Here is a 25,506-nt window from a genome sequence, read left to right as displayed (position 1 = left end):
CGACCACTGACGTTCCTGACAGATTGTCTCAATAAACCGTTTAGTTTCTGCGGCGATTGAACCGACCAAAATTGATTTCCGATACTTTGGGCACCAAACCGCATGGTAAGCAGTTTGGTAGACACAATTTCGATCGAATACAATTTCAAGCATAATTTTACACAATCACATGATTGATTTATTATACAAAAAAATCGCCCCGGCGGGGCGAGTGCCAATTCCTCTCGCGATTGAAATCGCAAGTTTCCTTGGCACGATACTATGAATAGTCCGGAATTCCTTATGTTTTTTGTCGGCGCAGTCATCGCGGTATTCGGTGAAGCAGTCGGTCTGTTGATCAGAAAAGTTATTAAAAACTAAGCTCCACTGCCTAAAAAAACAGACGACCACATTCACTATACGATGTACTGTTAATTTTGACGTCTTTAGTTTTTTCACCTTCGTTGTGTGCCCCCTTCTTTGAAAATAACTATTTGAAATCAAGAAATAAAAAGGCAGGAGACCGAAACCGATCCCCTGCTCTGCTCAATCAATAATCAGATCAAACTATTGAAGCGTGAGTGTCACGATCTTATTGTGATCAACGACTTCAAATTGGTTGCCCTTCTTCACGAGACCGCGGATATCGGTCAAGTTAGAGGGTAAGCCATAAGCGGCCGTCACTTCTTCAGTGGCAACGTCAATCACGATCAACGTGTTGAAGTTCTTCGAGACAGCGTAAAGCTTACCGTCTTCATAAACCATGCCGGTGACATAGAGTTCACCCAAAGTACGGCCGTCTTTCAGATCGGCCGTGGGCACGAATTCAGCGGAAAGCATCCAGTCAGCCATCAAAGCCTTTGAAATCACAAAGGTTTTCTTATTCTTGTTGTCAGGCAAAGAAGCTGTGAAGACATAGCGACCGTCGGTGGCGGTTGAATGGATGTAAGAGTACTTCGCGCGTTCCGTGTCGATGCGGGCGCGGCCCAAGCCACCCACGGCTTCAACTTGCGTACGGCCTGCCGTGAAATTCGCCCAACCCTTCACATCATCAGCCTTGGGATTCAAACGAGCGCGCAAAAGCGACTTGTTCATACCCATGATGACGAATGCGTCTTCCTGATACGGAGTGATACCGACGATATCCAAAACGTTGGCGGAGAACCAGGGGTCAATCGCGGCGCTCACAACCGGATTCAAAGAGTCATCCAAAACCCAGAAATCGTACTTGGAGGCGACGAAATATTGACCGCGCACTTCACTGATCATGTTAATGGGTTTATCAATGCCATTGATGGCTCGTGTTTGCACCGTCTTTAACTGACCGTTCAAGACAACGGGACTATTGGCGGAATTGTTGTCAAACTTGATGCCAAGTTTTTCAGCGTTCGGCGCGTAGGCGAAATCAGGATCCTTGACGTCGCGGCGGCCTAAGAAATTAATCCCTGCCCACATGCCGTGCCAGCTGGCGTCAGACCACGTGACATACTTGGGATTAAAGGAGAAGCGAACCGGATCACCTTGACCCCAGTTGGGAGGAACGCCGGTGGACCAAAGAGCTTGGAAGGTGTTGGAGGCTACAATGAAGGCGACGACACCGAAGGCGATCTTGTAGAACTTTGTGAGAGGACGCCAGGGCTTACCCTTCATTTCAGCCAAGAGCGCGTCAACGCGAGGAGCCAGGAAGCAAGCCAGGCCAAAAAGCATCACCACGCACCAGAAAACAATTTCGGCCCACATTTGAGTGTGAATGCCAAAGACATCCAAACCGAATCCTTGGCCAACGTCACGCATGGCGTGATTGCCCAAGTGACGGAAGCTCGAATATAAACCGCAGGCGGCCATCACGAGCATCGTGGCGAGGTATTTGGGCTTGAAGCCATAGCGCACCATAAAGAGCGCGACGACACCGATATAGGCCATTTGTTGACGCTGACCCCAGCACAAAGTGCAGGGACTGTCGCCCATCATATAACCTAAGATAATGTTGGCGATACCGACCGGGAGCAACACGATCAAAAGACCGCCCCAGCAAACGATATCGTAGAAAGTCTTCGCTTTTTTGATGTCACCGTCATTAATCGGACGAGTGTGGTCATAAATAGACATGATCGTAAATTCCTTTCGTTCGATTAGAGGTTAAGGGAACCGAGAATGGCGGTCGAGACGTGACCGACATACATGAAGACAACCACAAACCAGCTGCCAACTGTCAGCCACCAGGCGAGTTTTTCCTTTTCCGGCTTCATGATGATGAGCATCACAGCCACAAAAAGAAGGAGAAATTCAAGAAATTCCATCTTGATGATCCTTTCCAATTGATAATAATTCTCACTGTTTAACAACAGCGAGCGCGATTGTAAAAAATATGTAACTTTCTTTCAAGTACGAGCTGGAAGGAATAGATGGAATTAATTAAGAAGAGAGGAAATATTTATTAAGAAGAAAAACGGCGAGGAATTCACCTCGCCGTTACAGTAGTCACCTACCTATTGGTGTTATTTAGTTTCCTCTTCTTCTTCGAAGGGTTCGGAACCTAATTCACCTTCCATACGGGAGACCATCAAAGCGGTGGTGGAGTCACCAACGACGTTGATAGACGTACGGATCATGTCAAGGATACGGTCGACGCCGGCGATCAAAGCGATCACTTCGAGCGGGATACCGATTTGCGTGAAGACCAAGGTCGACATGATCAAACCGGCGCCCGGCACACCAGCCGTACCAACAGCAGCCAACACACCCGTGATAACGACGATAACTTGGTCACCGAGAGACAACGGGAGGTTATAGATTTGAGCCGCAAACACTGCGCACACGCCCATGTAAACTGCCGTACCGTTCATGTTAATGGTGTTGCCTAACGGAACTGCGAAGGAAGCAATCGAGTTCGTAGCACCCAAGCGACGAGCGGCAACCAAGTTGGCGGCCATAGCGGCGGCAGACGAGCAGGTCGTGAAAGCGATCAACCACGGTTCAAAGATGCCCTTGAAGTATTGGCCGACCGGAATACGAATGATGAAGATCACGATCGGGATGTAGATCACGATGATCAACAAAGCCGTAGCGATGAAGGACGACAGAATCAACTTGCCCAACGGGAGCAAAACTGCCAAACCGTGTTGAGAAACGACAACAGCCATCAAAGCGAACACACCGATCGGGGCGTAACGCATGACAACTTGCGTCATATGAATCATCACGTTGCCGACAACGTCGAAGAATTCATAAACGGCTTGACCTTTCTTACCCATGAAGTTCAAGCAGAAGCCGAACATGATGGCAAAGAAGATGATCTGAAGGATGGAGCCCTTAGCGAAAGCTTCCATCGGGTTAATCGGGACGATGTCAAGTAAGGTTTGAACAAAGCTCGGAGCCTTCACTTGAGCAGCCTTCAAGCCTTCGGTTGAAAGCGTAAGACCGATGCCCGGGTCGATGATGTTGGCGATAATCAAACCGAAAATCACGGAAATCGCAGACGTGATCATGAAGATCAACAACGTCTTGATAGCCACGCGGCCCAGTTTGCTCACGTCAGAAATACCGGCGGCACCGGCAACCAAGGTTGCGAACACCAACGGTACAACGACCATACGGATCAAGCGGATGAATAAGTCGCCGAAGGGTTTCACGTAGGTAGTGGCGAACTGAGAGTCCAAGAACATACCGACGATCACACCTAGGACAAGACCAATGAGCATTTGCATTGCCAAACCCATTGAACCGGATTTAGATTTTGCCATTGCATTCTCCTTTCCAAATTTATATTTATTATCGCGAGCGGTCGTTTTTGAGCGCCGTAACAACGCAGAAACACAACTCTGCACACGGTATTAAACGAGCCGAAACGTTTGGGGTTTCAATCTCTTGGTTTCAATGTAGTATCAAATTGTAAAATTCGAAAGTAGGTAGAAACCCTAACAACTTTAGGATTTATACGTATGAAATTTTGTAAAGACGGGGGTAATTCTTTGATTTATCCTAATAATTCAGGGCCTTATAACATTTGCCACAATCTTTAGGGGTCTGAATAAGCAAAAACGGCAACTTTTGCGTTTGGACAAATATTTGTGAAATGACGAGGTGCTCTAAGGACTCAAGCTGTGCTGAGTACGAAAAATGACTCAATTCAATGAAGCCTAAATATTGATTTAGCAGGCTCGAACGAACCAGGTTATCCGATTCATTGTGAATGCGTAAAAGAAAAAGTAAGCCTAAGGCTTGACTAAAGGAATTAGAAACTTCTAGTCCTGAATAATCAATCTTTTTAGTTTTTTCAGCGCGCAACAAAAAGGCCATTTCAGACGCAGAAAGAGTAAAAAAGATAGTGTGATAAGTCGTGACGAGTGTTTGACGTATCCAATCCTTTAATGAATGACTATCAATATTTTTATAGTGAGGAAAGTCATTTGGCGTAAGACCGACCGGATGGGATTTTGCGACACACTCCCCGTCTTCGCCATAGGCTTGAGCGTACAAAGCCGTATCAGAAGGTAATGGCGAGACGAGATGAATTAATAAAGACTCTCCTTCATCTCTCGGAAGGAACCGATCAATAAAACGAGTAAGGGAGATTGAGAGCTTAATGGATTCATTTCCCCAAACTTGAGCGCCGATCGTACTTAATCGAATGACTGCAAACGGCTGATCATCTTGGGTTGTGAAATAAAGCGTCGCAATTTTGGGCGGCTGCTTTTGCTTTTCTTCAATGTCTGCCTTAGAGGACTCTTTTGTTCTTGCAGTAAAGCGTTCAACTCGACGATTGCTATTCTGTGGAACTTCTTTAACTGTAGAAGATGGTGACTTATTTTCTTTGGTCGAGCCTTTCACAGCACGTATCATCAACCAAATGACCAAAATAAGTGTCAAAGCGGACAATAACAGAAAGAAATCGAAGTCTTGAGTCATGACAGTTCTGAATTTTGCAACCCCTTTATTCTAGATTAATTTGACAAAATCCAATACTTTGGCATTTTTTCGAGTCAGATTCCTCTGCATTTAGCTTTAGGCAAAAGCATTTTTTCAAACGCCACTAAAATCAAATTGTTAGCTATTCGGGGGATAAGATGAGGACAAAACTTGATAAGGTTAAACTCAATAATGGAGTGAAAATTCCTTCCATTGGGCTTGGAACCTGGCAAATCCCCGATTCCGAAGCCTTGGTCGACTCCATTTTAAGTGCGATCCAATTGGGCTATCGCTATATTGACACGGCCGCTATTTATGAAAATGAACCCTCCGTGGGCGAAGCCTTAAAAAGAAGCGGCGTGAAGCGGTCAGAATTTTTCATTTCTTCAAAGTGTTGGGCGGCCAATCGCACCTACGACTCTGTGATGAGAGCCTTTGAAGAGTCTCTCAGAAACCTAAAGCTTGATTATCTTGACTGCTATTTGATCCATTGGCCCTTTACCAAGGGTGATCCGCTCGCATGGCAAAGTGTCAATATCGGTACATGGCGCGCTTTTGAAAAACTCTACGAAGAGGGGCTGGTTAAAACAATCGGGTTATCAAACTTTCAGATGCACCACTTAGTGAGTTTTTTAGCCAGAGCCAATGTCAAACCGGCTGTCAACCAGCTGGAATTTCATCCGGGCTACACGCAAAAATCAGCCGTAGCTTTTTGTAAGAAAAACGGTATTGCCGTGCAAGCCTGGTCCCCCCTGGGACACGGGACACTCTTGGATGAACCGATCATTAAAGAGGTGGCAAGCCACTATGACCGATCTGTGGCCCAGTTGATTCTTCGTTGGTGCCGTCATCATGATGTGATTCCGGTTACAAGGGCGTTAACGGCAGAGCATCAAAGAGAAAATCTCAACAGCTTTGACTTTGATTTAACGGCTGAAGATATTGCAGCTTTGGATAATATGCCGCTAATGGGCTTTTCGGGATTAGAACCCGATCACGTGAGTTTTTAACCCACTAGAAGCAGAAAATCCGGCTTTGCGCCGGATTTTCTGTATTTATCGTTCCCTAAATTAGAAGGCTGGAACGACTGCACCTTGATATTTCTCTTCAATGAACTTACGCATTTCAGGAGAGGTCAAAGCCTTGGCAAGCTTTTGCAAGTCTTCGCGTTTGTCACCACTACGAATGGCCACAATGTTGGCGTAGGGAGAATCTTTGCTTTCCATGAAAAGAGCGTCCTTCATCGGATTGAGGTTGACGCCTAAAGCATAGTTGGAATTAATAACGGCAAAATCAACATCGTCTAAGGCGCGGGGTAACACCGCGGCTTCCATTTCCACAATTTGAATCTTCTTTGGATTGTCAACGATGTCAGCGGGCGTTCCATTAACGCCAACCCCCTCTTTTAAGGTAAAGAAACCGGCATCAGCCAAAATCTTCAAAGCACGGCCGCCGTTCGTCGGATCATTTGGAATAGCCACTTTGGCGGCATCCCCCACTTCCTTGATGTCTTTCACTTTCTTGGAGTAAACGCCCATCGGCTCAATGTGAACGGCCACTAAGGACTCAAGTTGAAGTTTTCTTTCCTTGGCGAAATTATCTAAGTAGGGTTTGTGTTGGAAGAAATTGGCGTCTAATTCTTTATCAGCCAGAGCCATATTGGGCTGAACATAGTCGGTAAATTCAATGATTTCAAGCTTTACGCCCTCTTTAGCCAGCATCGGCTGGGCGGCTTTTAAAATATCGGCGTGCGGCACCGGGGAAGCACCGACTTTCAAAACTCCATTTTCTACTGCTTTATCGGAGCATGCCGTCAACAAACCGCCGGCTGCAATCGCACAAAGGCACAACGAAATGAGGGATCGACGTTTCATATTTTTTTACTCCATAAAAATTTACCGCCTCATTATCCCGTAACATTTGAGAAATGGGAATACTCATTAACCTGTAGCTATGAGCACTATCGCTTAGATTGCGAAACAAAAAAGTCCGGGAACAAACGCCCGGACTTTTAAAGACGACCCATTTGAACCGATTAGCAGTTAAAAGCTTGCCTGTATCGAACCAAATCTTCAACGGTGATCACACACAAGCCGTGCAAATTGGCAAACTCACAAACTTGGGGCAACTTCGCCATTGTTCCATCAGGATTCATCAATTCGCAAAGAACGCCGGCCGGATTAAGTCCGGCAATGCGCATGAGATCAACCGTTGCTTCCGTGTGACCACGGCGCTCAAGCACGCCGTTGGGACGAGCACGAAGCGGATAAACGTGACCCGGGCGCAAGAGATCCTCGGGTTTCCCATTGGGATTAGCGGCCGCTTTAATCGTGGTGACGCGATCCTTGGCGCTGACGCCTGTCGTACAGCCATGCGCAGCTTCAATGGAAACGCAGAAAGCAGTTCCCTGGGTATTGGTGTTATTTTCAACCATCTGGGGAAGTTCCAGGCGCTTGCAGTCCTCATCACGCAAGCAAACACAAACAATCCCCGAACAGGCTCGAATCATCAGAGCCATTTGCTCAACGGTCAGAAAATCGGTGGATAAAATCAAATCCCCTTCGTTTTCACGGTTTTCGTCATCGACAACCATGACTCCGCGCCCGGCTCGCAGATCAGCAATCGCACGCTTAACGCGCGTGTAGCTGTCAATGCCATATTGCGCCAGAAGGTTTTCAGACTGATGCATAAAAGTATCCTTTCATTGAGAAGAAATTCAAAATTCGCATCAGGGAGAAAGAGGATATGAAGACTTCATACCCTCTGTGAGGAAAGCTATTGCTCTTTCTTCCGGACTTTAACCGTCGGTATCGGAATTGCACCGATTCTGCTGACCGGGACGGATGTTTTAAACCCGTCCCGCGCTCGTGGACTGTAACCACCGGTGGGGAATTTCACCCCGCCCTGAGACTCGGAGGTGATTTTAACGCTTTTTAGTCGGTTCCGTATAACGAGAACTTAACACTTGCCAGAGTTTACGAATATCCGAAGCGCTCTTTTCACTCTTCTTTGAGCGATATTCGCAGTGTAAGAGTTCATGGGCCAGATGAGAGCCCGGTTCTCCTAACGATTCACGATATAGCGCAGCGATTTCGGGGTTCTTGTGCGATTCACGCACACTTGCCTTATCGTCAATGCGGTAAATTCCCTTTTGGCGCTCAAGCGTATTGAGTTGATAGTTATTCTTTTTGCGAGGGGTGCCGCCGCCTGCGATACAGCCACCGGGGCAAGCCATCACTTCAACAAAGTCATATACAACTTCACCCGCGCTCATCTTATCGAGCAACGCTTGTGTTCTGGCTAGTCCATGAACAATAGCGATCCTGACCGTGCCCAACTCTCCCAGATCCACTTCGGCCTCTTTTACACCATCTAACCCACGAGCCGGTTCAAAGACAATCGGATTTAAAGTTTCGCCGTTATGCGTCAACGCATAAACAGTTCTGACCGCCGCTTCCATTACCCCGCCGGTTGTACCGAAAATAGCCCCTGCACCGGAGTATTCGGTAAAGAGGTTTTGATCGTGCTTCATGGGTTTGCAATTCTTTAAATGCATCCCGCAACGACGCAAAAGCTTTGCCAATTCTCGAACCGTTAAAACAGCATCCACATCAAGACCTTCTTCGCGGGCCAAAGTCGGACGTTGTGCTTCGCCTTTCTTTGCCGTACACGGCATGATGGAAATAACGCGAAGCTTTTCACGAGGAATATTCAGACGCTGCGGCAGCAGAGCTTTAGCAAGCGCACCGAAAACAGCCTGAGGAGAACGCGTAGTCGACAAATACTCCATAATCATCGGAGCGTGTTTTTCAACGTAGTTGATCCAACCCGGGCAGCAGGACGTAAACATCGGCAGCGCAACATCCTTATTAGCTTTTCTGGCCTTAAGGCGTTGAAGCAACTCCGTGCCCTCTTCCATGATGACAACGTCGGCGGCAAAGTTTGTGTCCATGACATAGTCAACACCGATATGCTTTAGGCCGTAGACAATAAGTTCTTCGACGTTTTCGCCGGGCGGCAGACCGAATTCTTCGCCAAGCGTCACACGAACAGCCGGTGCCATTTGAACGATCGTCACCGTTTCCGGATCATCGATCATATTAAGCACTCGGTCCGTTTCGTCTTTTTCACTTAAGGCACCTGTCGGACAAACAAGCGTACATTGACCGCACTGGACACACTTGGTAGAGTCAGCCCAGCGTTTGGCCCCAGTCATCGCCACCCCCGCCATCGTTCCAAAATTGTCAATGGTTAAGGCTCCGATTCCCTGCACCTGTCGGCACACTTCAACACAGCGGCCGCAACGGATGCACTTATTGACGTCACGGATGATGCCCATGGACGAGTCATCATAGGGACGTTTGGCAATATAGTTTGAGTGATTCGGCGTATTGGGCATCCCGATAAACAAGGCCACGTCCTGAAGTTCGCAGTTGCCGTGTCTTGAGCAACTCTTACAGTCTTGATCGTGGTCTGCGAAGAGAAGCTGCATTTGCAGCTGCTGCATCTTGCGCACACGTTCATTGCGCGTAAAAATTCTTTGTCCTTGTTTGATCGGTGTTGTGCAGGCTGTCACTACGCGGCCGACTTCATCGCCTTCATCAAAGACTTCAACCAAACACATACGGCACGTGCCAGGCGTATGGTTTAAAGGCATGAACGCACAAAGTGTCGGGATAAAAATATCGGCTTGCTTAGCCACTTGCAAAATGGTTTGACCATCTGTGAAAGCGACTTTTTGTCCGTTAAACCAAGCAAAATTTTCCATATCTGACTCCTTAAACCGCTTGGTTTTGAATATGAGTGACGTTACCCGGAATCGGCAACTGTGTCACCACACCATAAATACGGTAGCAACGCATACAGCGATTGGCCTCTTCGATGGCTTCGTTTTCTGTCATCGGAAGATCCACTTCTTCAAAATTGCCTTTGCGCTCTTGAGCACTTAAAGTCGAGAGTTTATGACGAGGGGCTTTACACAAATCAATCCGAGGATCCTTTTCTTTCATCAGATCTCCCTTCTTGATCAGTTCACCCATACGACGACGGGCGACAAATCCGACCGAGCCTCGGGTCAAGTATTCGTTAATCGATTGAGCGGCGATTTGCCCTTGGGCCAGACCGTCAATCAAAGTCGTGGGACCTGTTGCAGCGTCACCGCCCGCGAAAACACCCGGACGAGTCGTAGCCAGAGCTTCTGAAACGGAGATATTGCCACGCTTATCAAACATAATGCCGTCGTCATCGCACAAAACTTCTTGGTCAAGGCGCTGACCAATGGCAGCAATCAGATTGGTACACGGCAAAACCGTGTCGGTACCCTCAATTTCGATGAGTTTGCCGCGCTTAGAACCCGGAACCTTCTCTTCACGCATCTTGGCGATCTTTAGGCCGGTGACTTTTCCATCCTCGTTCAAAATTTCTTTCTGAACCGACAGGAAGTGGAAAACAATCCCCTCTTCTTTAGCGGCAACCACTTCTTCGTGATCTGCGGGCATTCCCTCTTCCGTGCGACGATAAACGACGTGAACTTTGCCATCGGTAAGACGAGCAGCGGAGCGGGCACAGTCCATGGCGACGTTACCGCCGCCCACCACGACCACATCACCGGTTAACTTGAACGGTTTATTGCCGGTCACCGCCCGCTCGACTTTTTGCAGGAAATCAATACCGTTAAAGTAACCCGTTAAGCTCGTATCTTCGTTGTCGAGACCAAGGTACATGCCTTTTGAGCAGCCGACTCCAAGGAAAATGGCGTTATAGCCGCGCTTAAAGAGATCGGCGATGGAGAAGTCATAACCCAGGCGCTGATGGTAGAAATAACGTCCTCCCAACTCTTCAATCACATCGGTTTCGCTCTCAAGCAACCCTTTTGGCAAGCGGTATTGCGGAATACCCACCTGAGCCATGCCGCCCGCATGACTGTTGGCTTCAAAGATATCAACCTTATAGCCTTGCAGTAAAAGGTGGTATGCACAATTGATACCGGCGGGACCCGCACCGATCACAGCCACTTTCGGGCTCATGGGATTGGTTTCGCGGCGGGCCTGATGAAAGAGATTTTCCATAGGACCGGTGGCGTCAGCCGCGTAGCGCTTTAAGTTTTTAATATCAACCGGGCTGTCCAGATACTGACGGCGACAGGCTTTTTCACAATAACGGACACAGACTCGGCCACAGCTGCCAACCAACGGATAATGGCGAAGTAGAACCGCAGAACTCATTTCCGGTTCACCGGCTTTGATGTAATCAATGTAGCGCGGAACATCAACGTGAGCGGGACAAGCTTCAACACAAGGGGCGCTCATGACGGTGTAGTAGTCATAAACGTTTTCAGCCACGGCTTGAGCTTGAAGCAATTCTTCAGGACAAAATTCAAGTGCGCCTAACAAAGCTACCGGTGTTGTTTGACCAATACCGCAGAGACTTGTTTCTTTCATCTGAGTCGCCACGGACTTGACGTAATCCCAGTCGACTTCCGAGGCATGACCTTTTACGGCTTTCTCAAGCGCTTCAGCAATAACCAGGACACCCACTCGGCAAGGCGTGCATTTACCGCAAGTTTCGCGAACTGCTCTCTGATAGTAGCGCCAAAGCGAAAAAGCTAAATTGGCCCGTCGATCCATCACGAGGAAACCTCGATCACAAACAAAGGTCATGATGGGGTTGCCGGGATTAAACTGCGAGAACTGTTCCAGGGGCAGATCATCGGGTGCCACCGGTGAAAAAGTGGATCGGTTATCGTAAAAGCGTCCGTCCCATACGCCGAAAATCAACGGATTCATAGTCAGTTGGTATAGAACCTGTACTCAGGCAATACACCCTCTCCTTATACGTTCTTTGGTTTCAGTCTGTACAAAACCTAATCCATTAGAAAAAACAGACTACTGCCCGTGTTCACTCAAAAATAAGGGGAAAAGAGCAACACGGGCTTTTGGATGCACATTTAAGCAATTCGCCTTATTTTAGCAAAGCAAAAATGTGCAATAACCAGTCTTTAGTGGTCCGATTTAATCCCCGCTCCACACATGGTGATAAGCGTATCAGGGGTCGGTCCGTACTGTTCACAGTAATGCAAATAAGCCGCGTAATTGGCCGCTGTCGTGTGTTCACAGTAAATACCACGGGAGGCCAATTTGGCACGAGCCTCAAGAATTTTATCTTCAGGTGCGGTCACAAAGCGGATGTTGTGTTTATAAGCCATTTCTAAAAGCTCGTGTCCACGAGAAGGTTTACCAATAGCGATACCTTCTGCCATCGTGTCGACGACTTCAACTTCGATAGGCTCTTCAGCTTTCATTTCAACGGCTCTAAAGAGCGGATCACATTTTTCGCTCTGAAGCGCGATGATTTGCGGGAATTTATCGATAACCCCCGAAGCCAACAAGTGTTCGAGTGCCTTAACGACACCGATGTAGAGGGTTCCGTTTCCAACCGGAACAACGATATTGGCAGGAATTCGTCCAAGCTGCTCAAACGTTTCGTAAATGTAAGCCTTCATCCCTTCGTAGAAGAAGGGATTGAAAACGTGGTTGGCATAGAAAACATGCTCATCACGAACTTTAGCTCGACAGACATCAGCACAGTGATCTCTGCTGCCGGGGACCTCGGTAACTTTAGCCCCGTGCGATTTGATCATTCGGATTTTCGAGGGACTTGTTCCTTCTTTAACAAAAATCTCACAGCCGATTCCTGCGCGGGCCGCATAGGCTGCAACAGCATTACCGGCGTTGCCGCTTGAATCTTGCACACAGTCGGTGATACCGATGGATTTCATATGCGAAACCAAAGTAGCTGCTCCCCGATCCTTAAAGGATAAAGTCGGCATGTAATAGTCCATCTTGAGCATGACGTCATCGTCAAAGCGAATAATCGGCGTCATCCCTTCGCCCATTGTCACTGACTTCCATGCATCATCTTCCAAAGCCATAAAGCGGCGATAACGGAATTGACTCCATTCACTTTTATCAATTAATGATTCATCCCACTTGGGTGGTGTGAAGTCAAGTTCAAATAAACCGCCGCACTCGCAGCGGGGTTCTTTGGTGGTCGTCGGCGTACGTTTGCCACAACAGGTGCATATGTAGTTCATCTTGCTATCCTTTTCAGCGTTTACCGTGAATTTTGTCCAAATAGCCGTATAACGTTACTTTTGATAACCCTAATTTACCGGCCACATATTCCATTGATCCTTTAACGAGGAACACTCCTCTTTCGTCCATAAACCGAATCAACTCCAGGCGGTCTTCTTTGGTGTGTTTGCCTTCGAGCTCAAGTTCGCGAATCATCGAATCGACCATGTTGTTGACAAACTGTCGGACGCTTTCTTCATTGCTTTTTTCAACAGTAACGGGACAACTCTGCCCCAAGCTATCGGGAAGTGCTTTACTGCCTGAGTTTGTATCGGCTCTCCGTCCCGTTAACAGTCCTTGAGCTAAATTGAGCAGTGCAGACGCTTGCGTTGTATCAATGTTGATGCATAAGGCACCGATCAGCTTTTTTTGTTCGTTTCGGATTAAAAGCGAAGAGGATCGGATCTGACGGCCGTCTTTTTCGAATGTGTAGTTATCAACGACACCGTCCTCGGGGTTGCCCGCGAAAACCGCTTTTTCGATCAAATGATGAAAGGTTTGGCCGACTTTGCGCCCGGTGACTGTACCGTTGGCGACATAAATGACGGAATGTTGAGGCAGCGAAAGATCGTGCAGGACGACTTCGGCATCAGGGAACGTCCTCGCAATCAATTCAGCCACAGAGAAATAGGGAAGTAAATTTTTATTGCTCATGTTTTGAGTATAGATAATTTTTTATCTAAAAACAATAAAAAATTATTTTTAGTCAAATAAACAAAAGTAGGAATGAAGACAAAAATATTCAAATAACACTTCAGTACAATAAATAGAAATATTTATTGAGGGCTATAAAAATGTTAGTTGAACATCAATATGAAGATTTGATGCGCCATGTTTTCTTCCATGGTGTCGATAAAAGCGATCGAACCGGCACGGGCACGCGTTCCGTATTCGGCTATCAAATGCGCTTTAATCTTCAGAACGGTTTTCCTCTTGTCACCACCAAAAAACTTCACTTGCGATCAATCATCCATGAGTTGCTCTGGTTCTTAAAAGGTGACAGCAACATCCGTTACCTTAAAGAAAATGGGGTGACGATTTGGGATGAATGGGCCGATGAAAACGGAGATCTTGGTCCCATCTATGGTGTTCAGTGGCGCAATTGGCGCGGGGCTGATGATAAAACCGTTGATCAAATCGCTGAACTTGTTCATACCATTAAACACAATCCTGACTCTCGCCGCATGATTGTCACTGCGTGGAATGTCACTGAATTACCGAAGATGGCCCTGCCGCCCTGCCACATGATGTTCCAAGTCTATGTGGCCGGCGGAAAATTATCGTGTCAACTCTATCAACGCTCTTGCGATATTTTCTTAGGCGTCCCCTTTAACATCGCAAGCTATTCACTTTTGACACATATGCTTGCCCAACAGTGTGACTTGGATGTGGGTGACTTTGTATGGACCGGTGGCGACTGCCATATTTACAACAACCACTTTGATCAAGTGCGCTTACAATTGTCTCGTGAGCCCCGTCCTTATCCGAAACTTGTCATCAAACGTCGTCCGGACTCCATTTTCGATTACAAGTATGAGGATTTTGAAATTGTGGGCTATGACCCTCATCCGGCTATTAAAGCCCCGGTGGCGGTCTAAAGGAGAAATGAATGACGCAATTACATTTAATCGTCGCCCACGCCCGCAACGGCGTAATCGGCAAGGACAACAAATTACCGTGGTATTTGCCTGAAGATTTAAAAAACTTTAAGCGCACGACGCTTGGGAAACCGGTCATTATGGGACGGAAAACGTGGGAGTCTTTGGGCCGTCCCCTGCCCGGACGACGAAATGTTGTCATTACGCGTCAAAAGGACTACGTTGCTGAAGGGGCAACGGTTGTGGCCAGTCTCGAAGAGGCTTTAGAGGCTGTGAAGGACGCGCCCGTTGCCTTCATTATGGGCGGAGCGCAAATCTATCAGGAAGCGATGCCTCAGGTTGAAGTGGCTCATATCACTTATCTGAATGCCGATTTTGAAGGTGACGCCTTCTTTACACCATTATCGGATGATGAATGGGCACTGGCTGAAGAAGAATCCTTCCCCGCAACCGATGCGCACCCCTTTAGCTACAGCTTCAGAACCTACATTCGAAAAACCAAATAACCAAGACGAAACGAGCCGCTTAAAGCGGCTCGATCCTTCTTAAAGTCAAAGAATTTTTAACACTCAACCACACTGACCGCTAAACCACCACGGCTGGTTTCTTTGTACTTCATCTGCAAGTCCAAACCGGTCTTGAGCATTGTCACAATGACCTGATCCAATGAAACGTAGTGGTGACCATCACCCATCAGCGCCAGACGTGCGGCATTGATAGCTTTTACCGCGGCGACCGCATTTCGTTCAATACAAGGAATTTGAACTTGGCCTGCCACAGGGTCACAAGTCATCCCTAAATGATGTTCCATTCCGATTTCAGCCGCGTTTTCTACCTGCTCAGGCGTGGCACCGAGCACCTGAGCGAGGCCTCCTGAGGCCATGGAGCAAGCAACGCCCACTTCTCCTTGGCAGCCCACTTCTGCGCCTGAAATGGACGCGTTTTCTTTATAAAGAATTCCGATTTGACCGGCTGTCAGAAGAAAATCTCTCACCCCATTGATGTCAGCCGAGTCAATAAACTTCATGTAGTAATGAAGGACAGCCGGAATAACGCCGGCAGCACCATTCGTTGGTGCTGTCACCACACGGCCGCCGCAGGCGTTTTCTTCGTTGGCCGCAAAGGCAAACGCATTAACCCAATCGAGAACAGCCAAGGGATCATTTAATGTACGATGTTCGTAGTCAAGCTTTTCGTACATCTGTTTGGCACGGCGGCGCACTTTCATGGGACCGGGCATGATCCCCTCATTTTTTAATCCTCGTGCAACACAATCCTTCATGACCGACCAAAGGTAGTCGAGCTGCGCGTTGATTTTTTCGTCCGTTTCCCACCAAACCTTTTCATTGGCTCGGACGATTTGAGGAATACTTAAACCGGTTTCTCGGCACCACTTCAGAAGATCGGCAGCGCTATTGACCGGATAGGGTTGCGGTTTGGTGTGAACCGTTTCCTTATCTTCGGAAACCTTATCGAAATTGTCCGGGTCGCTTTCAACAATAAAACCGCCACCCACAGAATAATAACGACGCGAAAGAAGTACTTTGCCGTCTTTATCCTGAGCAATGACATGCATGGCATTGGTGTGGTAGATCGCCACTTTTTCAGGGCTCAGAATAATGTCTTTACTCGGGTCAAATTCAATGACGGTACCGTCAGGCAGTTTGAGTTGGTGTTCAGTCTTGATGGCTTGAAGAATCTTCGGTGCCAGATCAAGATCAACATCAGCGGGAAGCATCCCCATGAGGCCAAGCTGAAAGGCCGTGTCGGTAGCGTGGCCAATACCCGTTGCGCCCAAGCTTCCCATCAAATCCACCCAAATGCGGGCTGTCTTTTGCGTGAGTCCCTTAGCGATCAATTCTTTACTAAAACGGGCCGCGGCACGCATGGGTCCCACTGTATGAGAAGACGAGGGACCAATCCCGACACGGAAAATATCAAAAACACTAACGCTCACGTTTTTCTCCTAGCTATTAGGAAAGGACTTCCACTCGGTAAGCCTGTTCCTCTCCGCCATTCATCCAAATCAGCCGGGAGGAATCAATTGATTGCGGCACAAAAGCCACACACGTCAATTTATCTCCCAATAAACCGACAAAGGCACTTTTGGCAACCGGTACACCCTCCTCTGTTAAAAGAATCACTTCAGAGGGATTTTCAAACCAAGCCTCAGCTTCATCTTGATGAGACGACAAAACAACCGCTTTTTTCGCTTCGCCGGCTTTAAGACGAGCTTCGGTCAATGCGCGACCGATAAACATGCGCGCCGGATCGGAAAAATCAATATAAGCCGCACCATTAACGTCACCGGGCATCAAATCATTGGCTTGCCAGGCAAAGGCCAACGGCGACTTCGAAACGTAGCAAAGTGTTATCGCCGACAGTTCATCGAGCATTTCCATTCCAGGGTGAGTGAAGTTTTCAAAGGCTTTCTCTTCTCCCTGAAGAAGGGTCATCGCTCCGACTCGCATGGCAAGCACCTCGCCCTTGCTCGTTTTCATAACCTGAACCTTGCCGTCCGCCATCAAACCATGAGGGGTATTGGTTTGATCGGCAAATAAAATCGCCGTCGATGTCTTCAGCGTTGTGAAGTCTTCATCAAAGGCTTTTGCTACTTGGTGCATCCACGCTAAAGTGTCGAGCGACTGAAAGACCACACGGAAATGTTCATCGCTATCGGGCAAATGAGCTACCCAAACAAAATCAGTCATTAAGCCCAAAGCATTCAGAATAAAACTTTGACGCACTTCTCCGCGGTGGATATTTTTCACATCCACTGTCAAAAGTCTTCTGAGAAAAGCAACACCCTGGGCATCATTGACTTCAATCGTGTAGTAAAGAGAATTGAGGCCTTCATCGTCGTTGGGACAAACGTACAGTCCCATCCCCGTATGAGCCTTCAAAGCGGTTTGACCGCTCAATTTAATATCAGACATGGCTACTCTCTAAGAAAAATCGACTCGGTCTATAAATTGGCAAACATTCTAACAAATAGAGCCTTCTGATATAAGGCACTTGAAGATATTTTCTTTTGTCAAAGAATGGCTTTCTTAAGTCTGAGGGAAGAAACTGACTGTGGCGCTCATAGACCTGATCCAGTAGACTAAGAAGCCAAAAGAAATTGTTGAAGAAAATTATGAGCGAAGAATTATTAATCCATTGTTCAGCCCAAGAAACTCGCGTGGCTGTCATGGTTAACGGCATTCTTGAAGATTTGCATATTGAAAGACGGGCCCAGAGAGGGTTGGTCGGCAACGTCTATAAGGGCAAAGTGATGCGTGTTTTGCCCGGCATGCAATCAGCTTTTATCGATATCGGTCTTGAGCGAACCGCTTTTTTGCATGTTCATGATATTTTCACAGCTCGACAAGATGACGGAACCTATAAGCCTATCGAATACGTTTTGCATGAAGGCGAATCCGTTATCGTTCAAGTATCAAAAGATCCGATCGGCACAAAAGGCGCAAGGCTTACCACCACTATCTCTTTGGCCGGTCACAAACTGGTTTACCTACCTAAAGAACCTCATATCGGTGTCTCTCAACGTATTGAAGATGAAACAGAACGTGAGCGATTAAAAGCTTTAGTAACAGCCGTCCGAGCTGAAACTGAAAAAGGCGGCTATATCGTGCGCACCTGTGCTGAAGGTGCGACAAGTGAGGATTTCCTCACCGACATGGAGTACTTGAGCAGACTGTGGAAGCAAATCTCAGCCAAGATTTCCGTTTGCAACGCCCCTTCTATTCTTTATCAGGATTTGTACTTGGAATCCCGCGCTTTGCGCGACATGGTCAATGAAAACACCACCCGCGTGCTGGTTGACTCCTGGGATGACAATATTGAAGCGCTATCGGAATTTGCAGAAAATTTTGTTCCGACGGTCGCCGATAAACTGGAAATGTACACCGGAGAAATTCCCCTTTTTGAACAATACGGCATTGAAAACGAAATCGAAAAAGCGCTTTCAAGACGGGTTGACCTAAAATCAGGCGGCTACTTGATTTTTGATCAAAATGAAGCCATGTCCACAATTGATGTGAATACCGGCGCCTATGTCGGTAAACGCGATTTCGGCGACACGGTCTTCAAAACCAACCTTGAAGCGGCCCGTGTCATTGCACGTCAATTGAGACTACGTAATTTAGGCGGCATTATCATTATTGACTTCATTGACATGGAAAAGGATGCACACCGAGCCGCGGTTCTCGCCGAACTTCAAAAAGCGGTTTCAACCGATCGAGTGCATATTACGATGAGTAATTTCACGGAGCTGGGTTTAATTGAAATGACCCGTAAGCGCACGAGGGACTCGCTCGGCCATATTCTTTGTGAGCCCTGCCCGCTTTGCGGCGGCCGCGGTGAAATTAAAACAGCTCGAACGGTCTGCTACGAGATACTGCGAGAAATCCTTCGAGAGTGGCGACAGTATCCTGGCATTAAAAGTTTTTGCATTATCGCCAGCCAAACAGTCATTGATCTCTTTCTTGAAGATGAGGCGGCCGCCTTGGATCTGCTTCAGGATTTTATCGGCTCTCCGGTGTCGCTTCAGGTAGAAAGCTGTTACAGCCCTGAGCAATACGATATTACGTTCAACTAAACAATCGGGACCCCGTTGGGGCCCCGTTCGTGATCAGATTTTTTCTTCAATAGGCTGGTATTTCGGCAATTCAATCGTCACTATAACGCCTCGCCCCGGATTGGGCTCAGCCCAAACGCGTCCGGCGTGACGTTCTGCCAATGAACTCACAATTGATAACCCCAGCCCTAAACCGTGAGCTTTGGTTGTCTCAAGTTTTTGGAAGAATTGCTCTGTAAAGCTTTCATCCACCAGCTTGGCGTTATCGATGACGCGAATCCACCACGTATCCTCATGATCCTCAATACGGATGCGAATGACGTCTTCGTCTTCATCACGCATCGCAGGATGAATCTCCGTGAAAGCATCCGCGGAATTTTTCAATAGATTCAAAAGAGCCAATTCGATTTCCCAATCGTCGGCTTCGACCAGTGCATGACGCTCCCCTTCAACAATGACGGGAACCGTAGTACGGCCGGACTTTTCAAAAGTAGCCACGGTCTTGGCAACGATATCGCGCAAATCATGTTCTTCACGCTTGACCTCATGGGGTTTGGCGTAACTTCTGACGTGATCGACGATGTCATTGGCGCGCTCGGTATGGTACTCAATTTCCTTGAGAATTTTGACGATCGTGTCTTTATCGGCCGATCCTCTCTCAATGCGTCGCAGCAACCCTCTTGAATAATTGGAAACCGTTGCTAAAGGTTGCTTTAACTCATGAGCAATCATGCTCGACATCTGACCGACAATGCCGGTTCGCTCCAAACGCGAAATGTATTCATTGGTTTGTTCCTGCTGCTTTGAAATTCGGTCTTTTTCCGCCAAAGCTCGTTTCAAAGCCTTAGTGCGCGAAGCCACTTCCACTGAAATAATCAAGTTATAGAAAAAGCCCGCAACGATTAAGAAAATCGCCGTAATGAAAATTGTTCTATTTTCACTGAAAGTCCGATAGATGGCCGAGTATGTAACGTTATTGTAGGGGCCGATTCTCAAGTGATACATCAAATCGTAAAGCTCCCGGGTATTTTCCGGCATGCTCCAAGTTGTACCGAAGGGAAGCTTGAGCCCCAACAAAGCATTGGTCATATCGAGGATATAGTTGCTGTCCACCCCGTTTCGATAAGAGACCATGAGGCTTGGATAGGCATTGGTTGAGTGCTGACAAGCCATTTCAGTGACAGGCTGCGGATTAATCACCCGGTAGTCACTCAAGTGGGCTTGATTGCGAATCATGACCTGTTCAATAAAACAGGCCGGAACGATACCGACATCCGCGGTGCCGGTTTTGACCGCATTTAAAACTTCCAAAGGATTTCGATTGGAAGTAAAGACAATATTTTTAAAAGCCGCCTGCCAAGACAAATTCTTCTCCGCAAAAGGCTCTTTGGCTATCGTAAAGCCAGCGAACGAATCACTCGAAGTGGCTGCCACACGATAGGAACCGGTTGCAATGTCAGTTAATGTGTAGATTTTTTCGTTTTCAGCGTTAACAACGATGGTAGAAGCCGCTGAATAACTGGGCGACTTGGCTTGTGCTCGCCAAAGCATGGCAATGGCCTTAATCTTGTCTTCAAAAGCCAGGCTTGCATAGAAATCGGATTCGCTGATCAGGAAATCGATTTCGCCGTCGGCCAACATGGCAGAAATCGTCTCACGATCCAAAAACTTTAGAACTAAGAATTTGTCAGCGTCTCGAACAGTTTTATCAATGGCATCAATGGTCGCTTTGAAATAGGTCCTTTGCATATAAGGGTCTATTTGCGCATCGACGGCGACGACCACCTGATTTGAATTGATTCTGGAGCCGTCAATAAATTGTTTAACAGGACTTGTCAGGGTTTGCCGCAGAATCGAATTATGATCACCCATAACGAGGGATTCCACCCCCATGGCGGAAAAGAGCACCACTAAGATGGCAACACAGGTAATCAGAAAACGCCGCATGATGAAAATATCTTGTCAACCAAAAGGCTAATCTTAGTGAATACTGGCTAAAATTACACCGTTATTCAACATAAGTTTAAAAAATGCCTGTTTTATTTCTGGATCCATTACCTGAAAAAGTGACCTCTAAAACACGACTCAAGGATATTTTCATAACGGAGGTGGCTTTTAAAGCTTTTGAAAAAAACTGTCTCACCGTCTCTGATCTTGTCAAATTAATCAAAAAAAATGATTTAGGTAAGGTCATTGCTTCAGAAGAAGATCGAAAAGCTTTAACGCTGTGGTTATCTACGAATGGATTGATCCGAAATACTCAAACAAAAAAGAAAGATAAAGAAAATTTTTCAATTCCTGACTTTCCTCCCAATCCCAGAATTGTGCCTTTAGAAAAAATACATCTTGACATTGGTCTTGATGGACGAAGCGGCACAAACAGAGGTGATGATTCAAAGAAAAGTCTCGAAGCCTCTGATGATCTGTCGGCAGTTAAGGCTTGGCTTTCTGCCCGAGCCGGAAATGTCAATACGCAAGGCGTGTATCGAAAAGAGGCTGAACGCTTTTTACTCTGGTGCACAGTTGAAAAAGACATCGCCATGAGTTCAGTTGGTGTGCAAGAAGCCGCAGACTATTTGCGATGGCTTGAAGAACTCGGACGATTAAATGAGAAAGATTGGGCTAAACGTTGGAAAAATCCCCAACACGACTGGATTGGCGCAAAAAATACACCACGAGACAATGAAAACTGGCGTCCGTTTAACAGCGCTCTCTCGCATACTTCGAGAAAAATGTCGGTGACGGTGGTGCGTCAGCTTTTTAATTTTTTAAAGAAAACGGGCTATATCATCTACAACCCCTTTGATCAGATTTCCTCAAAAGTTCCCTATCTGGACGGTGAAGGCGCCCCGAAGGCTTTTGCCGACCGCTCCTTCAGCGAGGATCAATGGCAGAGCATTTACAACTTCTTCGAGTCTCTGGATGACAATGAACGTCACGCTCGAATGGCTGTTATTTTGATGTTTGGCAAGGGACTGGGATTGCGCGCAAGTGAAATGCTTCAGGCAAGAGCCTCTTGGATTGTCGAACGTCGAATAGACAATGACACCATTACCGTTATTGAAGTTGTCGGTAAGGGCGATAAAGTCAGACGCCTTCCCCTCCAAGATGAACAGGTAGCTCTCATTAATCATTATCTGACAATGCGAGGACTGGCTCATTTGGGCTTGATTGATCCGGATACGCCGCTATTGAGTTCGTTGGGCCGAGGCAAGAAAACCGAGCAGCGAATCGGTCAAGCTAAGCGAACGGCACTGAGCCGCTCGGGACTTTATCGGGCACTTGAAGAATTTCTCGAAGAAGTCGCTTTGCACGTTGAAGCGGAGCATCCATTGGACGCTGCCAAATTCAGAGCCAGTTCCACACACTGGCTAAGGCATACCTTTGCAACGACTGCCTTAAAAGAGATGCCGGTTAATGTCGTGCAAAACGCAATGGGGCATGCAAGCGTCGGGACAACCAGCCGCTACCTCACGCCTGAAGAAAGTGAAGTTGCACGAGCTATGAGAAAACTAAAAGCCTTCTAACTTAGTCGAAATCCTGATTGGCCATTGTTTTGCGGTAGCGAAGAATGGCCTGTTCGACAATCAGTTGAGCATTTAACGGATGCGTGACAACACGCCTCATTGCCTTGAGTGAATCGTTGTATTTAAAAAGCTTCTCAGCGTCCACTGAACTGACCAGCCTTTTCATCTGAGGAGAATAAGCTGGGAAATAATGAGGTTCAAGTCCTTGCTTAACAGCCAAGAGGTCATAACTCCAACGCTCCAAGACCGGCAATACGGCAGACACCGGCAAGGCAGATCGTCCTTCTTTAACCGCAATATTGGTTAATTCAATAAAGGCTCCTTGAGCCAAAGTCTTTAAAAGCGCCATTCGAATAGCCGGAGCCATTGTTGTTAGCGTCAAAAGCTGATCACGGACTTTGGCGTCGATATCCGTGTTATTACGAATGGAGCGCTCATCGGTTACAAGGCACGGACGTTCGGCGGCACGCGCTAAAGCCTCTTCCGCGTCATCAACCCCCACACTTTTGAGCCAATTCAATGATTCTTCGTGAGTCGGCGCCTTTGCCCTTAACAATCGGCAGCGTGAACGGATGGTAGGCAACACGCGGTCAATATCATCAGCAACCAACAAGAAAGTTGTTCTCTCCGGCGGCTCTTCTAGACTTTTCAGGAATGTGGCTGCCGCATCGGCTCGAATGGCATCGGCCGGGTAGACCACAATGATCCGACGTCCTTTATCAACGTGAGGCGCCAAATTTAAAAAGTCCGTGAGCTCCCGGGGCTGGTGAATGAGAATTTCCCGGTAAATTTTTCTGTCTTTTGTCGCATTGGAGGGCGGTTCAAAAGGGATACCGCGAGGGATCGATTCTGCTTCGCTCACAACGTAACGCAAGTCCGGATGCGTAAAGGCGTTGGCCATTTTGCAACCCTTACACTCTCCACACGGCGTGCCGTCTTTGTGCGGATGCTCGCAAAATAGACTCTTGGCGTAAGCGATGACCAAGTCGATCGTGCCGATCCCGCGTGGACCGTATACCAGAAGACCGTTGGGGAGATTATCTTTGAAACTGACAAGCTCGCGGGCGAGTTCCTCTTGCCAGGGATAAATCGCTAAGCCCATGTTGAGAACTCCTTGCGAAGGATAGCGCTCACCGTATCCTTATCCTGCATGCTGTTGACAATCAGGAAACGATTAGGCGACTGATTGGCTCTTGTCAAATACGCCTGTCGGACTCGTTTGAAAAAGTCTAAATTTTCTTTTTCAAATCGATCAAGATTGCGGGCTCGGGCAACTCGTTCGGCAGCGACCTCTGGCTCAATGTCAAAGAGCACCGTGCGATCAGGTTGTAAATCCCCTTGGGTCCATCGTTCAAGTTCTTCAACCTTATGAGCCGGGAAACCTCGGCCGCCAACCTGATAGGCGTAAGTCGCATCGGTGAAGCGATCGCTTAAGACCCAAGCTCCGCGCTCAATGGCCGGACGGATCACTTTTGCGATATGCTCGGCTCTGGAAGCAAAAAATAAAAGCGCCTCAGTTGACGGATCCATTGAAACGGATAAAAGTTCTTTGCGGATAACTTCACCTAGGGGCGTACCACCCGGCTCACGTGTGCGAATAACTTCCAAACCTCGCGCTCTGAGCGTTTCCTCAATGACGTCAATCTGGGTGCTTTTACCGGCGCCATCAATGCCTTCAAAAGTAATGAAACGTCCTCGCATGAGCCTATTGTCCTTTATTTAAAATGTAACGTCGTACCGCACGATTGTGTTCGGCCAAAGTTTTCGATGGAACTAAATCCCCATTTGCCTTATTAATAAAATAGAGATAGTCCGTCTTAGCCGGGTGTAAAACCGCGTGAATGCTTTCTCGGGTCGGATTGCCGATCGGAGTGGGTGGCAAACCGACGAAACGGTACGTATTGTAAGGTGTCTTTTTGCTCAGGTGTTCGCGTTTGATATCCCCGCCAAAAGATTCCCCCTCACCATAAATCACACTTGGGTCGGTTTGCAGAGGCATCTTAATTCTTAAACGGTTGGAGAAAATTCCGGCTACGATTGCCCGATCTTCACTTCTGGCGACCTCGCGCTCCACGATACTGGCGAGAATCAGCGCTTCGTACGGTGTATCAACCTGACAATCAGTCCCTCTGTTAGTCCACTCTTCTGTGAGAATTGCCTGTTGCTGTTCATAGGCCTTTTTTAAAATCAAAAGGTCAGAGACGTTGGCGTGAAAGTTATAAGTATCCGGTGCAAAAAGTCCTTCCAGATGAGTTTCCTTTGCGCCGATAGCAAACAAGAGTGCTTCAGCGGTCATGTCACGAGAGTCGTGCTTTATGCTGTCCATGGCATTTAAACTTTTACGAACCTCCCAGTAGGTAGAGCCATCAGGAATGCGCCAGGAAAAAAGATATGCCTCACCTTTTGAAAGGCGTTCGGTAATGCTGCCAACCGTATCATCCGGATACACACGATAAAAACCCGCGTGAAGATTTTTATGAGCACCGGTCAGGCGAAGTGAAAGCTTGAAGTAAAAATCGTTTACCTCAACCCCCTCTTTTTCTAGGATGGCAGGAATTCGAGCTGCAGGCGTTCCGGGCGGTACATTGAAGGTGATTTCTTTTTTAGATAACGCTTCGTCAGTCAATGTAATTTGATTAGCGGAAACAAAAAAGAGGCCGACAGCCACAACACCGGCAGCCAGTCCCATGGCCCAATACCGTTTATCTACCGCTTTAAGTCTCTCAATAGTGTCTGTATTGAATTTAAACATTGAAGGCAAATTCGCACAATTTTTTTGAAGCCTT

General features: G+C 47.4%; 22 protein-coding genes and 1 riboswitch. Of the genes, 5 read left to right on the top strand and 17 right to left on the bottom strand.

Features of this window, described 5'->3' with window-relative positions:
• The 5 genes from M3080_RS06125 to M3080_RS06105 all read right to left on the bottom strand — a co-directional run.
• Positions 1 to 153: transposase (locus tag M3080_RS06125; RefSeq protein ID WP_249092324.1), on the bottom strand; the 153-nt coding region annotated here is incomplete at its 3' end.
• A gap of 393 nt (positions 154 to 546) precedes the next feature.
• Entirely contained in the window at positions 547 to 2,088 is a 1,542-nt protein-coding gene (gene dsbI, locus M3080_RS06120) for a disulfide bond formation protein DsbI (RefSeq protein WP_249092322.1), read from the bottom strand.
• A 23-nt stretch (positions 2,089 to 2,111) separates the two neighbouring features.
• The gene (gene dba / locus M3080_RS06115; RefSeq protein ID WP_022472703.1) at positions 2,112 to 2,279 is read right to left on the bottom strand and encodes a disulfide bond formation protein Dba; all 168 of its coding nucleotides are present in this window, start codon (positions 2,277 to 2,279) and stop codon (positions 2,112 to 2,114) included.
• Between the two features lie 198 nt (positions 2,280 to 2,477).
• Positions 2,478 to 3,722, bottom strand: coding sequence for a dicarboxylate/amino acid:cation symporter (locus M3080_RS06110; RefSeq protein WP_249092321.1), 1,245 nt, complete (start codon positions 3,720 to 3,722; stop codon positions 2,478 to 2,480).
• Positions 3,723 to 3,960: 238 nt separating this feature from the next.
• Positions 3,961 to 4,887 (bottom strand): hypothetical protein, encoded by a 927-nt coding sequence (locus tag M3080_RS06105; RefSeq protein ID WP_249092320.1) that lies wholly within the window; start codon positions 4,885 to 4,887, stop codon positions 3,961 to 3,963.
• Positions 4,888 to 5,045: 158 nt separating this feature from the next.
• Between M3080_RS06105 and M3080_RS06100 the strand changes: the two genes are divergently transcribed.
• Entirely contained in the window at positions 5,046 to 5,897 is an 852-nt protein-coding gene (locus M3080_RS06100) for an aldo/keto reductase (protein ID WP_249092319.1), read from the top strand.
• A 60-nt stretch (positions 5,898 to 5,957) separates the two neighbouring features.
• Here the strand turns inward: M3080_RS06100 and M3080_RS06095 are convergent, their stop codons facing one another.
• The 6 genes from M3080_RS06095 to M3080_RS06070 form a co-directional block, all read right to left on the bottom strand.
• On the bottom strand, positions 5,958 to 6,761 hold the full coding sequence (locus M3080_RS06095) for a MetQ/NlpA family ABC transporter substrate-binding protein (RefSeq protein WP_249092318.1): 804 nt from the start codon (positions 6,759 to 6,761) through the stop codon (positions 5,958 to 5,960).
• A gap of 161 nt (positions 6,762 to 6,922) precedes the next feature.
• Positions 6,923 to 7,576, bottom strand: coding sequence for a 3,4-dihydroxy-2-butanone-4-phosphate synthase (ribB, locus tag M3080_RS06090; protein WP_249092317.1), 654 nt, complete (start codon positions 7,574 to 7,576; stop codon positions 6,923 to 6,925).
• A gap of 84 nt (positions 7,577 to 7,660) precedes the next feature.
• Positions 7,661 to 7,803: riboswitch (FMN riboswitch) on the bottom strand.
• A gap of 7 nt (positions 7,804 to 7,810) precedes the next feature.
• Positions 7,811 to 9,655, bottom strand: coding sequence for a [FeFe] hydrogenase, group A (locus tag M3080_RS06085; RefSeq protein ID WP_249092316.1), 1,845 nt, complete (start codon positions 9,653 to 9,655; stop codon positions 7,811 to 7,813).
• Between the two features lie 10 nt (positions 9,656 to 9,665).
• Positions 9,666 to 11,672, bottom strand: a complete 2,007-nt coding sequence (locus M3080_RS06080) for an FAD-dependent oxidoreductase (protein WP_249092315.1) — start codon at positions 11,670 to 11,672, stop codon at positions 9,666 to 9,668.
• A 212-nt stretch (positions 11,673 to 11,884) separates the two neighbouring features.
• Positions 11,885 to 12,979, bottom strand: a complete 1,095-nt coding sequence (locus M3080_RS06075) for a threonine synthase (protein ID WP_249092314.1) — start codon at positions 12,977 to 12,979, stop codon at positions 11,885 to 11,887.
• A 13-nt stretch (positions 12,980 to 12,992) separates the two neighbouring features.
• Positions 12,993 to 13,673, bottom strand: coding sequence for a helix-turn-helix transcriptional regulator (locus M3080_RS06070; protein WP_249092313.1), 681 nt, complete (start codon positions 13,671 to 13,673; stop codon positions 12,993 to 12,995).
• A gap of 140 nt (positions 13,674 to 13,813) precedes the next feature.
• Here M3080_RS06070 and M3080_RS06065 point away from each other — a divergent pair, with 140 nt between their 5' ends.
• Together M3080_RS06065 and M3080_RS06060 are read left to right on the top strand one after the other, a co-directional pair.
• Positions 13,814 to 14,617: a thymidylate synthase gene (locus M3080_RS06065; protein WP_022472721.1), complete on the top strand. Its 804-nt coding sequence runs from the start codon at positions 13,814 to 13,816 to the stop codon at positions 14,615 to 14,617.
• 11 nt (positions 14,618 to 14,628) lie between these two features.
• Positions 14,629 to 15,123 carry a dihydrofolate reductase gene (locus M3080_RS06060; protein WP_022472722.1) on the top strand — a complete coding sequence of 165 codons (495 nt, stop codon included), beginning with the start codon at positions 14,629 to 14,631 and terminating at the stop codon, positions 15,121 to 15,123.
• Positions 15,124 to 15,179: 56 nt separating this feature from the next.
• Here M3080_RS06060 and M3080_RS06055 read toward each other — a convergent pair whose 3' ends face one another.
• Both M3080_RS06055 and M3080_RS06050 read right to left on the bottom strand, forming a co-directional pair.
• The gene (locus M3080_RS06055) at positions 15,180 to 16,574 is read right to left on the bottom strand and encodes an L-serine ammonia-lyase (RefSeq protein ID WP_249092312.1); all 1,395 of its coding nucleotides are present in this window, start codon (positions 16,572 to 16,574) and stop codon (positions 15,180 to 15,182) included.
• 16 nt (positions 16,575 to 16,590) lie between these two features.
• Positions 16,591 to 17,553 (bottom strand): aminomethyltransferase family protein, encoded by a 963-nt coding sequence (locus M3080_RS06050; RefSeq protein ID WP_249092311.1) that lies wholly within the window; start codon positions 17,551 to 17,553, stop codon positions 16,591 to 16,593.
• Positions 17,554 to 17,753: 200 nt separating this feature from the next.
• Here M3080_RS06050 and rng point away from each other — a divergent pair, with 200 nt between their 5' ends.
• Positions 17,754 to 19,214, top strand: a complete 1,461-nt coding sequence (gene rng, locus M3080_RS06045) for a ribonuclease G (RefSeq protein ID WP_249092310.1) — start codon at positions 17,754 to 17,756, stop codon at positions 19,212 to 19,214.
• Between the two features lie 33 nt (positions 19,215 to 19,247).
• Here rng and M3080_RS06040 read toward each other — a convergent pair whose 3' ends face one another.
• Complete coding sequence (locus tag M3080_RS06040; protein ID WP_249092309.1) at positions 19,248 to 21,140, bottom strand: sensor histidine kinase; 1,893 nt, start codon at positions 21,138 to 21,140, stop codon at positions 19,248 to 19,250.
• Between the two features lie 83 nt (positions 21,141 to 21,223).
• On the opposite strand from M3080_RS06040, the gene M3080_RS06035 reads away from it, so the two are divergent.
• Positions 21,224 to 22,720 (top strand): tyrosine-type recombinase/integrase, encoded by a 1,497-nt coding sequence (locus tag M3080_RS06035; RefSeq protein WP_249092308.1) that lies wholly within the window; start codon positions 21,224 to 21,226, stop codon positions 22,718 to 22,720.
• Between the two features lies 1 nt (position 22,721).
• On the opposite strand, the gene M3080_RS06030 is transcribed toward M3080_RS06035, so the two are convergent.
• Genes M3080_RS06030 through mltG form a run of 3 tightly spaced genes read right to left on the bottom strand, consistent with a single transcriptional unit; the run spans position 22,722 to position 25,472 of the window.
• A complete protein-coding gene (locus M3080_RS06030; RefSeq protein ID WP_249092307.1) occupies positions 22,722 to 23,822 on the bottom strand; it encodes a DNA polymerase III subunit delta in 1,101 nt (366 codons plus the stop codon).
• Positions 23,813 to 24,421 (bottom strand): dTMP kinase, encoded by a 609-nt coding sequence (gene tmk, locus M3080_RS06025; protein ID WP_249092306.1) that lies wholly within the window; start codon positions 24,419 to 24,421, stop codon positions 23,813 to 23,815. Before tmk ends, M3080_RS06030 begins: the two co-directional genes overlap by 10 nt.
• 4 nt (positions 24,422 to 24,425) lie before the next feature.
• A complete protein-coding gene (gene mltG, locus M3080_RS06020) occupies positions 24,426 to 25,472 on the bottom strand; it encodes an endolytic transglycosylase MltG (RefSeq protein ID WP_249092305.1) in 1,047 nt (348 codons plus the stop codon).
• Between the last annotated feature and the right edge of the window lie 34 nt (positions 25,473 to 25,506).

The organism is Parasutterella secunda (genome assembly GCF_023336895.1).
Lineage (GTDB): Bacteria > Pseudomonadota > Gammaproteobacteria > Burkholderiales > Burkholderiaceae_F > Aphodousia > Aphodousia faecalis.
Note: the sequence above shows the minus strand (reverse complement) of the source record. Positions and strands in the feature narration are given on the sequence as shown.

What these genes read in the sequence shown, in the direction of transcription:
- tmk (WP_249092306.1), bottom strand. Translation starts at nt 24,421, where the DNA reads ATGCGAGGACGTTTCATTACTTTTGAAGGCATTGATGGCGCCGGTAAA.
- dsbI (WP_249092322.1), bottom strand. Translation starts at nt 2,088, where the DNA reads ATGTCTATTTATGACCACACTCGTCCGATTAATGACGGTGACATCAAA.
- mltG (WP_249092305.1), bottom strand. Translation starts at nt 25,472, where the DNA reads ATGTTTAAATTCAATACAGACACTATTGAGAGACTTAAAGCGGTAGAT.
- M3080_RS06050 (WP_249092311.1), bottom strand. Translation starts at nt 17,553, where the DNA reads ATGTCTGATATTAAATTGAGCGGTCAAACCGCTTTGAAGGCTCATACG.
- M3080_RS06075 (WP_249092314.1), bottom strand. Translation starts at nt 12,979, where the DNA reads ATGAACTACATATGCACCTGTTGTGGCAAACGTACGCCGACGACCACC.
- M3080_RS06060 (WP_022472722.1), top strand. Translation starts at nt 14,629, where the DNA reads ATGACGCAATTACATTTAATCGTCGCCCACGCCCGCAACGGCGTAATC.
- M3080_RS06095 (WP_249092318.1), bottom strand. Translation starts at nt 6,761, where the DNA reads ATGAAACGTCGATCCCTCATTTCGTTGTGCCTTTGTGCGATTGCAGCC.
- M3080_RS06110 (WP_249092321.1), bottom strand. Translation starts at nt 3,722, where the DNA reads ATGGCAAAATCTAAATCCGGTTCAATGGGTTTGGCAATGCAAATGCTC.
- M3080_RS06100 (WP_249092319.1), top strand. Translation starts at nt 5,046, where the DNA reads ATGAGGACAAAACTTGATAAGGTTAAACTCAATAATGGAGTGAAAATT.
- M3080_RS06070 (WP_249092313.1), bottom strand. Translation starts at nt 13,673, where the DNA reads ATGAGCAATAAAAATTTACTTCCCTATTTCTCTGTGGCTGAATTGATT.
- M3080_RS06035 (WP_249092308.1), top strand. Translation starts at nt 21,224, where the DNA reads ATGCCTGTTTTATTTCTGGATCCATTACCTGAAAAAGTGACCTCTAAA.
- M3080_RS06085 (WP_249092316.1), bottom strand. Translation starts at nt 9,655, where the DNA reads ATGGAAAATTTTGCTTGGTTTAACGGACAAAAAGTCGCTTTCACAGAT.
- M3080_RS06105 (WP_249092320.1), bottom strand. Translation starts at nt 4,887, where the DNA reads ATGACTCAAGACTTCGATTTCTTTCTGTTATTGTCCGCTTTGACACTT.
- ribB (WP_249092317.1), bottom strand. Translation starts at nt 7,576, where the DNA reads ATGCATCAGTCTGAAAACCTTCTGGCGCAATATGGCATTGACAGCTAC.
- dba (WP_022472703.1), bottom strand. Translation starts at nt 2,279, where the DNA reads ATGGAATTTCTTGAATTTCTCCTTCTTTTTGTGGCTGTGATGCTCATC.
- rng (WP_249092310.1), top strand. Translation starts at nt 17,754, where the DNA reads ATGAGCGAAGAATTATTAATCCATTGTTCAGCCCAAGAAACTCGCGTG.
- M3080_RS06040 (WP_249092309.1), bottom strand. Translation starts at nt 21,140, where the DNA reads ATGCGGCGTTTTCTGATTACCTGTGTTGCCATCTTAGTGGTGCTCTTT.
- M3080_RS06030 (WP_249092307.1), bottom strand. Translation starts at nt 23,822, where the DNA reads ATGGGCTTAGCGATTTATCCCTGGCAAGAGGAACTCGCCCGCGAGCTT.
- M3080_RS06080 (WP_249092315.1), bottom strand. Translation starts at nt 11,672, where the DNA reads ATGAATCCGTTGATTTTCGGCGTATGGGACGGACGCTTTTACGATAAC.
- M3080_RS06065 (WP_022472721.1), top strand. Translation starts at nt 13,814, where the DNA reads ATGTTAGTTGAACATCAATATGAAGATTTGATGCGCCATGTTTTCTTC.